Below are 13,457 nucleotides of genomic sequence, written 5' to 3'. Positions count from 1 at the left end.
GCCAAGTTTTGCTTTACAGGAGAAATATATGGTGAAGGTATTAATTATTGAAGATGACAGCAGCGCAAGACTGGTGACAAAACTGCATTTGAGAAACGAATATCAGGTAGTAGAAGCATCGGATGGAATGGAGGCAATGGAACTGTTAAAGCATCAGTCAGTAGATCTGATCATTGCAGATGTTATGATGCCAAAAATGAATGGCTATGAATTTGTGGAGCAGTTTCGGATGATGGATAAGAACACACCGGTTCTTCTTTTAACAGCAAAAAAAGAATGGCAGGACAAAAAAATGGGATTTGCTATTGGAATTGATGATTATATGACGAAACCCGTGAACTATGAGGAATTACAGTGGCGGATCAGGGCATTGCTCCGGAGGGCAAAGATAAGCAATGAGAAACAGATTATTATTGGAGATGTGGTAATCAGTGAGGATTTCAACATGGTAGTCAGAGGGGAAGAGAAGATAACATTGCCGAAAAAGGAATTTGAATTACTGTTTAAACTGCTTTCATATCCAAATAAAATTTTTACGGTATCCCAGATTTTAGACAATATCTGGGGATATGATTCAAATTCAGATGAGACAACGGTAAGAACACATATCAACCGTCTGAGAAAGAAATTTGCAGACTGGAATGAATTTGAAATTGTTACGATTCGTGGATTGGGTTATAGAGGGAAACTGAATGAGTAACGGGGCAAAAAGAAACAAGAAAATAGGAACCATTCGCTGGGCAATCGTATTAGCTTTTATTGTTACTTTTTTTTCCGTTGTATCGTACCTGCTTACGATGGCAATCAGGTTTTATTATTACGGTCATGCAGGTGATAATGTGTTTGCCTGGAGTGTGGCAATTTATCAGATTATGGGATCTTTATGTGGAATCGTGATTGCGATAATTTCAGTTATGCTGTACCACAGGATGGAAAAACTTTTAAATGGAATGGAAGATGTGGCAAACGGAAAGTTAGATGTGGAGATTCCCATAGAAAATTCTGGTGAATATAAAGTCATATATGAGAATTTTAACCAGATGGTAAGAGAATTAAAAAATGCAGATGAGCAGCAGAAACAATTTATGAAGGATTTTTCGCATGAATTTAAGACACCGATTCACTCAATAAAGGGAATGGCAGAATATCTGCAGCATAATGAAATTACAAGAGAAGAGGAAAAAGAATATCTGAATGTAATGGCGGAGGAAGCTGGGAGACTGGCACAGTTATCGCAAAATACGCTGTTGTTATCAAAACTGGATCATATGGAAGTACTTCGGAAAAAAGAAGAGTTCCGGCTTGATTCTCAAATCCGTGACTGCGCGATATTACTGATGCCATCTTTTGAAGAAAAAAATATTCAGCTTGAAGCTGAGCTGCCAGAAATGAAATTCTATGGCAATGAGGAATTAATGAAAGAGGTCTGGGTAAATTTATTGGACAATGCCAGAAAATATTCATCAGAAGGAAACCTTGTCTTTGTAGAAGGAAAGGTAACACAGGATGATCTATGGATTACTGTGAGAGATGAGGGGCAGGGGATGGATGAGCAGACAAAGCAGCATTTGTTTGAACGTTATTATCAGGGGGATGCGTCCCACGAAACCAGTGGATTTGGTATGGGATTGCCAATAGTTAAACGCATTGTGGAGCTTAGCGGGGGAACCATATGGGTGGAAAGTACATTGGGAAAGGGAACCACTGTCACTATATTTTTAAAATTAATTTGAAAAAGTTTATACTGCGTTTATCTTCCTTTGTTAAGGTATGCAAAGAACAGGAAAAGAAGGAGGAATATCAGGATGGAGGATAGCAGAATATATTTATTGACAGGTGCGGCTGGTTTTCTTGGGAATAATATTGCCAGGCAGTTAGTTGAAAAAGGATGCCGGGTGCGAGGACTCGTGTTGCAGGGGGATAAGGCTGTCAAGCACATTCCGGAAGGAGTAGAAATCGTGTATGGTGACTTGACAGATAAGACTTCTTTGGAAAATTTTTTTGATGTGGAAAAGGAACAACTTGTTTGTATTCACTGTGCAAGTATTGTGTATTTAAAGGAAGAACCCAGTGAACTGGTATATCGGGTTAATGTTGAGGGAACCCAAAATATTATTGATTTTTGTTTGGAAAAAAACGTGGAAAAACTTGTATATGTAAGTTCGACAGGAACCGTGGCAGAGCTTCCGCACGGGGAATTTATGAGAGAACCGGAAAAATTTGACCTGGATAAAATAGTTGGATATTACGGAAAAACAAAAGCTATGGCAACACAGTTAGTATTTGATGCAGTAAAAGAAAAAGGATTAAAGGCGTGCGTAGTATATCCTACAGGTATATGTGGACCAAATGATTACGCTGGTGGACCGGTATCGACTTTTATTGAACAGTATTGTAATGGGGGAAATAAGGTAGGATTTCCGGGGTCATTCAATTCAGTAGATGTAAGAGATTTGGCTGCAGGAACAATTGCTGCGGTAGATAAGGGGAGAATTGGAGAAGGCTATATATTGGGCAATGATGTGGTTTGGATGAAAGATATGTTTGCTTATATCAGTCATGCAAGTGGTGTGAAAATGACGAAAATAATTCTTCCAATGCCATTAACAAGGATTATTGTAAAAGTAAGTGAGACAATTGGAAGACTAACAAACAAGGCCCCATTGATAACAGAATTAATGCTATACAACTTAGTACGAAATAATGCATATGATAGTAGCAAGGCAAAGAAAGAACTGGGGTATCAGACAAGACCATTTGCTGATACAATTTATGACGAAGTAGAATGGTTAAAAGAAGAACACAGGGTGTCGGCATAAATAGCATCAAAAGGAAGGATTTGAGTAAAGTGAATTTTTCAAGTGTAGAAGGAAAAGTAGCAATTGTAACAGGTGCAAGCAGAGGTATTGGGGAGTCAATTGCAGAAATTTTTGGTGAAAACGGAATGAAAGTAGTCTGTGCAGCCATTCCGGTAGATGGAGCATTGTCAGCAGGACATCAGAACTAAACTGTGAATTGTAACATTGTTTAAGACAGATATCCCTTGAAGAAAAGAGTCCGGTTTTTTATAATTGGAAAAGAGAATATAATTTTAAAACTGAACTGGGGGAATGAAAGATATGTTACCGCATATCAGTATTGGAAAACAGAATTTTGCAGCATTGCGGGAAGGCAATTATTTTTTTGTAGATAAGTCTGATTTTATCCGGTCATCTTTTTAAGTTTTGCGGATGTGAAACAGACAAATTATGAGGATGCCGTACGAAAAATAAAAAATATTATTGAAGAAACATATATGCAGCATGCGTATCTGAATGAAAGCAGAAGAGGTGGAATACCGAGGTATGCTGTTAGAGCCGTGGTATCATCTTCGTATCACGAATCTGGAAACTTACAGTATGTTTTCGAACATGTTTAAAGGATGGTTTGATGATTCCATGTCGAACTATAATGAGTTCATAGAGGCATTATTAAAAGGGAACTTAAAAGAGATGAATATTTATATGAATGATATTGCACTCACAACTTTCAGCAGTTTTGATACCGGAAATCATCCATCGAAAAGAGCACAGCCAGAGCGTTTTTATCATGGATTTGTACTGGGACTTTTGGTGGAACTGCGGGATTCCTATGATGTGCGGTCAAACAGGGAAAGCGGTTACGGCAGATATGATATCATGCTGGTTCCTCATGACCGGAAAAAAGATGCGATCGTAATGGAATTTAAAGTCCATGAGGCAGATGAAGAAGAATCATTAGAAGATACGGTGCAGTCCGCTTTAAAACAGATCAGGGAAAAAAATTATGACGCCGGACTGACTGCAGCAGGAATCCAAAAAGAAAAGATCAGACACTACGGATTTGCTTTTGAGGGAAAGAAAGTATTGATCGGAAAATAATTTAGAATTGTATTTAAGATGATAGTAAATGCCATGTTTTATGCACAATGCATAAAACAATGGCATTTCTTTTGTCTAAAACTTCCAACATGCAAAACAGTTTATGCGAAAAAAGTGCAGATTGTGAAGATTTTTACCAAAGAATGTGTGATGTGGTAGGATACAGTTACAAGATCCGAAACGGATAAAGAAAACAAGGGAGGATTTAGAAATGTTAGCAATTAACATGGATGACGTGATCAACGTTCTCAATTCCTGTAAGCCATACCTGATTGCGCTGGGTATTGCATTAGCGCTCGCAATTATTGTAACTGTGGCATGCATGAAATTGAAGAAACCGGTAAAGAAACTGGTGAGAAAGGAAGCATGGATTGCATTCCTTATGGCAGCAGTTGTGATTATCAATCTGATCTGCTTTATCCCGATGTCAAGTATGATCTCACTTGCAATGGGAAATGGTACGATCACAGAGGAGACCTCAAATGAGGCAACAGCACTCTGTGAGGATATCGCGGACGAAGGTATTGTATTATTGAAAAATGAGGACAATATCCTTCCACTTACAAATACACAGAATATCAACGTGTTTGGATGGGCATCTACCAATCCTTGCTACGGTGGTACAGGATCAGGAGCATTATCCGACGCATATGAGACAACAACACTTCTTGGTGGTCTTGAGGATGCCGGATACAAGATCAATACAGAACTGACCGATTTCTACAAAGCGTACCGTGAGGACAGACCGGAAGTTGGTATGTGGGCGCAGGACTGGACATTGCCGGAGCCTACAGCAGATTCTTACAGCGATGAGCTGATCAACAATGCAAAAGAGTTTTCGGATACAGCAATGGTAGTAATTACCCGTGTTGGTGGTGAGGGAGCAGACCTTCCAACTGATGTAAGCAAAGTAACTTACACAGATAACTCTGAAAATTACAAAGATTTTGAAGCTGGTGAACATTATTTACAGTTAAGCCAGACAGAAAAAGATATGTTAGACCTTGTTTGTGCCAACTTTGACAATGTCGTTGTTGTATATAACGGTGCAAACACCATGGAACTTGGATTCTTAAATGATTATAAACAGATCAAGGGTGCAATCTGGTGTCCTGGAACAGGTCAGTCCGGATTTGAGTCTCTTGGCGCAGTCGTAGCCGGTACGGTAAATCCATCCGGAAAAACCAGCGATACATTTGTATATGATCTGACAGCAACACCGACTTATAACAACTTTGGAAACTTCCTGTATGACAATATGGATGAGTTTGCCGCTACATCCAAAAACTTCGGAACAGGCGAAGAAGAAGCAACAATTCCATCTTTTGTCAACTATGTAGAAGGCATTTATGTTGGCTATCGTTTCTATGAGACAGCAGCAGTGGAAGGACTCATTGATTATGATAAGACGGTTCAGTTCCCATTTGGATATGGACTTTCTTATACAGATTTTGAACAGAAGATGGGAGATGTTACCGTAGCAGACGGTAAAGTATCCTTTGACGTTACCGTAACAAACAACGGAACTGCCGCAGGAAAAGATGTGGTAGAGGTATATTACAATCCGCCATATACAAACGGTGGAATTGAAAAAGCATCTGCAAATCTGATCGATTTTGCAAAAACAGATGTGTTACAGCCGGGTGAATCCCAGACAATCAATGTAAGTTTCTCAGAAGAAGATATGGCTTCTTATGATACATATGGCAATGGATGCTATGTATTAGAGGCTGGTGACTATGAGATTTCTATCAACTCTGATTCACACAATACGATCGCATCACAGACCGTAAGTGTTGCAGATACCGTTGTATATGATGAGAATAATGCACGTTCTACCGATGATGTAGCTGCAACAAATCAGTTTGCATATGCACAAGGAGATGTAACATATCTTTCAAGAGCAGATGGATTTGCAAACTATGCAAAAGCAACAGCAGCTCCTTCAAACTTTACATTAGCAGAGGATGAGAAAGCTGAGTTCTTAAATAACAGCAATTATGATCCAAACAATTACAACAATGATTCTGATGAAATGCCGACAACAGGCGCGAAAAACGGAATGACACTTGCTGATATGCGTGGTCTTTCCTATGATGATGAAAAATGGGATACACTGCTTGACCAGCTGACAGTTTCCGATATGGATACAATGATCGCTCTTGGCGGATATCAGACATCTGCAGCTGCAAGTGTTGGAAAAGTTATGACCGTTGACTGTGACGGACCTGCATCCATCAATAACAACTTTACAGGAACAGGCTCCATTGGATTCCCGTCCGCAGTTATGATCGCAAATACCTGGAACAAAGACCTTGCACTTTCCTTCGGTGAGAGCATTGGTAAGATGGCAGACGAAATGGAAGTATCCGGATGGTATGCACCAGCGATGAACACACACAGAAATGCATTTGCAGGACGTAACTTCGAGTATTATTCGGAAGATGGAGTTCTCTCAGGAAAAATGGCTGCAAACGCAGTGATCGGTGCTGAAAAATATGGTGTTTATGCATATATCAAACATTTTGCATTAAACGATCAGGAAACAAACCGTACCGGAATGCTCTGTACATGGTCAAATGAGCAGGCAATCCGTGAAATTTACTTAAAACCTTTTGAAATCGCTGTAAAAGAAGGTGGAGCAAAAGCAGTAATGTCTTCCTTCAATTATATCGGTACACAGTGGGCAGGCGGAACATATCCGTTACAGACAACTGTCCTTCGTGATGAGTGGGGATTCCGTGGATTTGTATTAACTGACTACTTTGGTGTTTACGGATACATGGATTCTGATATGGGTATCCGCGGTGGTACAGACTGTATGTTAGTTGCATATGATACAGAGACAAACCATGTGACAGATACTACAAGCGCAACAGGTGTGAAAGCAATGCGTCAGGCATCCAAAAATATTATGTACACTGTTGTAAACAGCCGTGCATATGATCCTGAGAACTTAAAGACAGGTCTGATGAACTGGCAGATCATTGCAATCGTGATCGATATCATTCTTGGAGTACTGGTTATTTTCTTAGAAGTTCTTACCATCAAAAAATATAAAAAAGATGCCGCAGAAGAACCGGTAAAGACAGTAACTGAAACATCAGCAGAATAAAACAGGATTATGCAGAGGAACAACACATAGAGGTGAAAGCATAAATGAATGGTATAAAAAATCTATGGCAGAACTTTGCAGATAAGCATCCCGGAGCCTCCAAATGGGTCCGGGAGGGCGGTCTGTTCGTGATCGTAAGTAACCTGATCACGGTATTCAAATATTTGATGTTATTGTTTCTGCCGCTCGCATTTGCAGGACTTCCAAATGTTGATTTTGGATTCCCGGGAATCGACATCACATTATTTGGAGAGACATTTAAATGGAACATTATCGGTTATGATGCCGCACACGGTGGACTTCCATATTTCTGTGCATACATGGTTGCCATGGTGATCGGAGAATGCATCAATTTCCCGATCCAGAGAACCTTCGTATTCCGGAGTAAGGGCAATATCTGGTATCAGGCATTCTGGTATCTGATCGCATTCTGTATCGTGACCTGTATTGTAAACTCCATTAACTGTATCTGGGTAGCAGTAGCCGGTATGTTCGTGCCGGACTGGCTCTACAATATCGGAACAACCGTATTAAACGGTGGAGTTTCAATGGTTGTATTTTTCTTTGTAAATAAGATCATTTTCCCGGAAGGGGAAGCGAAAGCATAAAAAGTAGTATGTGAAAAACAAAATAAGCACATATAAAAAGCATGTTTTACGATTCAAAAGAATTGCAGAGCATGCTTTTTTTGTTGTATTTTAAATAGGAATAGGATTCACATATTGACAAATAAAAAAGAAATGTTTATATTTATAACAGTGTTATATAACACTGTTATAAATGAGCGGAGGAACCAGTGACAAAACCAGTAGAAGGAGTTTCAGAGAAAATCATAGCCTGTGCAAAGGAAGAATTTTTAAAAAAAGGTTATTCCGATGCATCCCTGCGGACGATCGCGGCAAAGGCAGGGACGACAACCGGATCGATCTATTCAAGGTTTCAAGATAAAGAAGGATTATTTTCTGCAATCGTAGAACCGGCAGCAGATCATCTGGTGCAGAGATTTCTGCATATACAGGAGACATTTCACGGGCTTGAGGAAGAACAGCAGCCGAAAGAGATGAAGCATTATGTGTCATCCGGCATGGTGGAGATGATCGATTATATTTATGACAATTTTGAAGTGTTTGAGCTTTTGCTGGATGCTTCCTACGGAACAAAGTTTCAGGATTTTGTGGAACGGCTTGTCGAGATCGAGACAGAATATACTTATAAGTATATGGACGTCATTCATTACCGGACGGAAGATGGCGAGGTGATCACCGAGGATTTTATCCATATCATGACGAGGGCATTATTTGAGAGTATGTTTGAGGTGGTACGCCATAAAATGACGAAGGAGAAGGCACTCCGTTATATGGATATGCTGGAAAAATACCATTATGGAGGCTGGAATGCAATTCTGAAATGGGAGTAAGAGATGGGCTGTACATTTCTGGTAACAGGATGACAGCCTTCTAAAAAAATCATTGGTTAGCGAAAACTAATTTAAAGTAGTGCTGTATAACAAGAACTAAAAATGGAAAGGGAGTCTTTGAGATGGAAAGTGATGCGAAGTTAAAAAAACAAAGTTCTTTGGCAAGGCTTTTTGAATATGCCGGGAATTATAAATATCTGACGATCCTGTCGTGGATATTTTCTGTGGTCAGTGCATGGATTGCACTGGTGCCGTTTTATTATATCTGGAAAGTGATAAAAGAAGTTTTAGAGGTGGCGCCTCATTATGAAAATGCAGGAAATATTGCAGATTATGGATGGCATGCAGTAGGATTTGCAATTTTATCGATGGCGCTTTACATTTGCGGGCTGATGTGTTCCCATTTGTCAGCATTTCATGTGCAGGCGAATATCCGTTCACAGTTGATGCACCATATTATGACACTGCCGATGGGATTTATGGACAGTGACGGAAGTGGTAAGTTCCGCAAGATCGTTAACGAGTCAAGTGAGGCAACAGAGACATATCTTGCACACCAGCTGCCAGATCAGGCAGGCGCGATCGCAACGCCGGTGGGACTTTTAGTACTGCTTCTGATGTTTGACTGGAGGCTTGGACTGTTGAGTCTGATCCCGGTGGCAGCGGCATTTTTAATTATGGGAAGCATGACCGGGCAGCGGATGAAGGATAAAATGACAGAGTATCAGAATGCGCTCGAAGAAATGTCGAGTGAGGCAGTTGAATATGTCCGTGGCATTCCGGTCGTAAAGACATTTGGTCAGACGGTATTTTCGTTCAAACGATTCCAGTATTCCATCGAAAAGTACGAGAAATGGACGATCGCTTATACAAAAGAACTGAGACTTCCGATGACGTTTTATACCATGATCATCAACGCAGCATTTGCTGTTTTGATTGCAGTTACTTTTTATGTGGTCAGCAGGGGCGGAGAAAATGACACGTTTTTATTAAATCTGCTGTTTTATATTATCATCACACCGATCATTACGGTTACATTAAATAAGATCATGTACGCAAGTGAAAATCAGATGATCGTAGAGGATGCGTTAAAGCGGATCGATGGTATTTTAGAAAAGAAACCACTGGCAGAAGCAGCAGAAAAAGCAGCTCCAAAAGATATGTCGATTACGTTTGACCACGTATCTTTCCGCTATGAGGATGCCGCAAAAAATGCCTTACATAACATCAACCTGGAAATCAGAGAGGGCGAACACGTTGCGTTTGTCGGACCGTCCGGTGGTGGAAAATCAACGCTTGCAAGCCTGATCGCGCGATTCTTTGACACGACAGAGGGACAGATCAAAATCGGCGGCGTAAATGTAAGGGACATTCCGTCGGAACAGCTTATGAACATGGTATCATTTGTATTCCAGGATAGTAAACTTTTGAAAATGTCCATTTATGACAATGTACGCATAGGCAGGAAAGATGCGACAAGAGAGGAAGTTATGGAAGCCTTGAAAAATGCACAGTGTGAGGATATTATCGGGAAACTTCCGGATGGAATTGACACTGTGATCGGGGCAAAAGGAACTTATGTATCCGGTGGTGAGGCACAGCGGCTTTCGATTGCAAGGGCAATGTTAAAAAATGCGCCGGTTCTGATCTTAGATGAGGCAACTGCATTTGCTGATCCGGATAATGAAGCGAAAGTACAGCAGGCATTTTCAAAATTATCTGAAGGAAAAACAGTGATCATGATCGCACACCGTTTATCTTCGGTTGTGGATGCCGACCGGATCTGTGTGTTAAAAGATGGAGAGATCGTTGAGTCAGGAACACATAAAGAACTGACAGAGATGACGGGGCTGTATGCGCATATGTGGAACGAATACAATAAATCTGTTCGTTGGAAAGTGGGGGAATAAAACATGTCATTCAAAGAAAAAATACAACATAAATACGCACTTTCAGATCAGGGTGCAAAGGATATGATAAAAGCATTTATTTCTGTCACGATATCAGATATTGTCCTGATGTTTCCGGTGGGGATGCTTTATTTTCTGGTAAAGGACTATATGGAGGGAACATTAAGTGGAAGAGGCAGTTTTTATATTGCAGGCTGTATCATTAGTCTGGCACTGATCGCAGCTACTACCTATATCCAGTACAATGCAACTTTTTTTGCAACTTATGTGGAGAGCGGTGTGAGACGTATCACTCTTGCGGAAAAATTAAGAAAAATTCCACTTTCTTTTTTCGGGAAAAAAGATCTTTCGGATCTGACTAGTACGATCATGGCAGACTGTGCAACCATGGAGACGGTTTCCTCCCATGTGATTCCGGAGCTGATCGGAGCATGTATTTCCACGGCACTTGTGGCATTAAGTCTCTTTTTCTTTGACTGGAGAATGGCACTTGCAGCACTCTGGGTACTTCCTGTTTCCTTCCTGATCGTTGGATGTTCCGGGAAGGTTCAAAACGGCCTGAGCAGAAAACAGATGAAACTGAAAATGGAATGTGCCGATGGGATTCAGGAAGGACTTGAGACAGTCCGTGATCTTAAGGCAAATAATGCGCAGAGCGAATATATGAAAGGACTCGACAGAAAGATCAGAGCAGTTGAAAAACATGCGATTGTGACAGAGCTCGGAATGGCTGTATTTGTGGCAAGTGCCCAGATGATATTAAAACTTGGGATTGCAACAGTTGCCCTGACGGGAGGTGTACTTCTTGCAAAGGGGAGCATTGACGTTTTGACATTTTTCATGTTTTTACTGGTTGTATCGAGAATTTATGATCCAATGCAGATTTCCCTGCAGAATTTAGCTGCGATGATCAATGCAAATATACAGAGTGAGCGTCTGGATGAGATTTTATCCCATGAGATCCAGACGGGAAGCACAAAACTCGATCATGACGGATATGATATTGTATTTTCCCATGTGGGGTTCTCATATGATAAAAAAGAAGCTGTCTTAGAGGATGTCACATTTACAGCAAAACAGGGAGAGGTAACAGCACTGATCGGACCGTCCGGTGGCGGAAAAACGACGGTATCAAGACTGGCTGCGAGATTCTGGGATATTGAAAAAGGAAAGATCACAGTAGGCGGTATGGATATCTCTAAGATCGATCCGGAAACACTGATGTCGTTGTATTCCATCGTATTTCAGGATGTTACACTTTTTAACAATACGATCATGGAAAATATCCGTATCGGCAGACAGGATGCGACGGATGAGGAAGTCATTGCCGCCGCAAAGTTAGCACATTGTGATGAGTTTGCAGAAAAACTGCCGGATGGATGGAAAACCATGATCGGTGAAAATGGTTCGGAACTTTCCGGTGGAGAACGTCAGAGAATCTCGATCGCAAGGGCATTTTTAAAGAATGCACCGGTTATTTTACTGGATGAGGCTACGGCATCACTGGATGTGGATAATGAAACGCTGATCCAGGAAGCATTATCAAGACTGATCCAGAATAAGACAGTACTTATCATCGCACACAGGATGCGTACAGTTGCAAATGCAGACAAGATCGTCGTGTTAAAAGACGGTGTAGTTGCAGAGGAAGGAACACCGGATGAGTTGTTCCAAAAACAGGGAATCTATCATCATATGGTAGAAACACAGATGCAGGCAGCAGGCTGGGTGCTGTAGCGTAATGGGACAGCAGAAACAGAGTGCATAAATAGATGCCAGTATGAATGATATAAAAAATTGAACTGATAAAAAATACCGCAAATGCGATCTTCACATCTGCGGTATTTTCAGGTTTTATCATTTATTTTTTCTTTTTCTTGCTTTTCTCTTTTTCAAGTTCAGTTTTTTCTTTTTCGAGCTCCTTATTTGCACGGACAGCTTTTTCTTTTAATTTGGTTCTCCAGCTCTTTTTACCTTCCGGTTTCTCAAGAGGTCCGCGTACACCGGTAACCTTTGTGATATAAATACCACTTACGGTAGCTTTTACTTCTTTCTTGATCGGTATGTAATCAAACACGGATTCATCTGCAATCAAAGACATAACTTTCGGTCCAACCTTTGCTTTTACGATCGGAAGTTTGGTACGGCGCATCATCTTTGGTGTCTGGTCGATCACAACCTGTGGAAGACCAGATTCGGTAATACGCATTCGCTTCTTATCTATGATCAGCATGGATACGGTCTGTGCGGCGGCTGCAAGCTGTTCATCCTGTTCGGCTTTCTTTTTCTGTGCTTTCTTCCCGAGAAAATAAAGGACAACAAGTCCGATGATTAAGACGGCTAAGATAACCAGTAATACGATAGTAACTGGGCTCATAAATAATCCTCCATATATTTACTTTTTAGAACAAAATTCAAAAAATATTGTAGCATTGATTTTTGGAAAAAGCAAGGTGTTCAGGATTATCTTGCCAGAATATCAATGATCTCCGCAATATACATTGTGTGCATGTCATGATCTGTGTACCATTTTTTTGCGATTTCCGGCATCAGGAAAGAATCTTCCGTCAATCTTGTCGCAGACATTTTCTCACATAACAGGACCATATTTCCCTCGTCGATGAATGGAATACTGTGACGGGAAGTAAGTGTTAATCCGGCAGCAGAGATTTTGTCTTCTTCATCACGACCGGAGTGGCTTCCACAGTAATTTAATGCGTCACGGTATTTTTCAGACAGGAAACTTAAGGAAAAAAATTCGTTTTTATCGATTAGTTCCTTGGTGTATCTGGAATCACGGACAAATACGAAAGCGACGTTTTTACCCCATAAGACACCGACACCGCCCCAGCTTATGGTCATGGTGTTTGCTTTATCCTTAGAACCTGCGGTGAGCAGAGCCCATTCTTTGCCAATCTTTGTAAATGGATCGAATTCTATCATATCTGCTGTTATAGGCTGAAATGTATGCATAGCGTAATCTCCTTTATCAGTGCACAAAATATTTATATGTTGGTTTTATTATAAAATTCCCTGATTTAATTGACAAGAGAAAAATAGGGCTGTTCAAAAATTGACTTTTTATAAGTGTTGTACTATGATGGTTGCGAAAATTA

Annotated in this window: 12 protein-coding genes; 10 read left to right on the top strand and 2 right to left on the bottom strand. The window is 40.5% G+C overall.

What is annotated here, in order from left to right; translation table 11 throughout:
* Positions 1 to 28: 28 nt before the first annotated feature.
* From H8S51_RS15005 to H8S51_RS14960, 10 genes are all read left to right on the top strand, one after another.
* A complete protein-coding gene (locus H8S51_RS15005; protein WP_118210006.1) occupies positions 29 to 700 on the top strand; it encodes a response regulator transcription factor in 672 nt (223 codons plus the stop codon).
* Positions 693 to 1,733, top strand: coding sequence for a HAMP domain-containing sensor histidine kinase (locus H8S51_RS15000; RefSeq protein ID WP_117921060.1), 1,041 nt, complete (start codon positions 693 to 695; stop codon positions 1,731 to 1,733). The genes H8S51_RS15005 and H8S51_RS15000 overlap by 8 nt, the downstream gene beginning before the upstream one ends.
* Before the next feature lie 27 nt (positions 1,734 to 1,760).
* Positions 1,761 to 2,819, top strand: a complete 1,059-nt coding sequence (locus H8S51_RS14995; RefSeq protein ID WP_241070759.1) for an NAD-dependent epimerase/dehydratase family protein — start codon at positions 1,761 to 1,763, stop codon at positions 2,817 to 2,819.
* 29 nt (positions 2,820 to 2,848) lie between these two features.
* Positions 2,849 to 3,007 (top strand): SDR family NAD(P)-dependent oxidoreductase, encoded by a 159-nt coding sequence (locus tag H8S51_RS14990; RefSeq protein ID WP_241071014.1) that lies wholly within the window; start codon positions 2,849 to 2,851, stop codon positions 3,005 to 3,007.
* A gap of 307 nt (positions 3,008 to 3,314) precedes the next feature.
* Positions 3,315 to 3,899, top strand: a complete 585-nt coding sequence (locus tag H8S51_RS14985; RefSeq protein WP_118210003.1) for a PD-(D/E)XK nuclease domain-containing protein — start codon at positions 3,315 to 3,317, stop codon at positions 3,897 to 3,899.
* 211 nt (positions 3,900 to 4,110) lie between these two features.
* Positions 4,111 to 7,014: a glycoside hydrolase family 3 C-terminal domain-containing protein gene (locus H8S51_RS14980; RefSeq protein ID WP_118592014.1), complete on the top strand. Its 2,904-nt coding sequence runs from the start codon at positions 4,111 to 4,113 to the stop codon at positions 7,012 to 7,014.
* Between the two features lie 44 nt (positions 7,015 to 7,058).
* Positions 7,059 to 7,622 (top strand): GtrA family protein, encoded by a 564-nt coding sequence (locus tag H8S51_RS14975; RefSeq protein ID WP_117921065.1) that lies wholly within the window; start codon positions 7,059 to 7,061, stop codon positions 7,620 to 7,622.
* A gap of 188 nt (positions 7,623 to 7,810) precedes the next feature.
* The gene (locus H8S51_RS14970) at positions 7,811 to 8,431 is read left to right on the top strand and encodes a TetR/AcrR family transcriptional regulator (protein WP_186900010.1); all 621 of its coding nucleotides are present in this window, start codon (positions 7,811 to 7,813) and stop codon (positions 8,429 to 8,431) included.
* Between the two features lie 122 nt (positions 8,432 to 8,553).
* Entirely contained in the window at positions 8,554 to 10,341 is a 1,788-nt protein-coding gene (locus tag H8S51_RS14965) for an ABC transporter ATP-binding protein (RefSeq protein WP_117921067.1), read from the top strand.
* Positions 10,342 to 10,344: 3 nt separating this feature from the next.
* Positions 10,345 to 12,078 carry an ABC transporter ATP-binding protein gene (locus H8S51_RS14960; protein WP_186900009.1) on the top strand — a complete coding sequence of 578 codons (1,734 nt, stop codon included), beginning with the start codon at positions 10,345 to 10,347 and terminating at the stop codon, positions 12,076 to 12,078.
* 124 nt (positions 12,079 to 12,202) lie between these two features.
* Here H8S51_RS14960 and H8S51_RS14955 read toward each other — a convergent pair whose 3' ends face one another.
* Together H8S51_RS14955 and H8S51_RS14950 are read right to left on the bottom strand one after the other, a co-directional pair.
* On the bottom strand, positions 12,203 to 12,718 hold the full coding sequence (locus tag H8S51_RS14955; protein WP_117921069.1) for a hypothetical protein: 516 nt from the start codon (positions 12,716 to 12,718) through the stop codon (positions 12,203 to 12,205).
* Between the two features lie 86 nt (positions 12,719 to 12,804).
* On the bottom strand, positions 12,805 to 13,314 hold the full coding sequence (locus H8S51_RS14950; protein WP_186900008.1) for a flavin reductase family protein: 510 nt from the start codon (positions 13,312 to 13,314) through the stop codon (positions 12,805 to 12,807).
* Positions 13,315 to 13,457 lie beyond the last annotated feature (143 nt).

This window comes from Roseburia rectibacter (assembly GCF_014287515.2).
Taxonomy (GTDB): Bacteria; Bacillota; Clostridia; order Lachnospirales; family Lachnospiraceae; genus Roseburia; species Roseburia rectibacter.
This window is presented reverse-complemented; position numbering and strand designations above follow the sequence as displayed.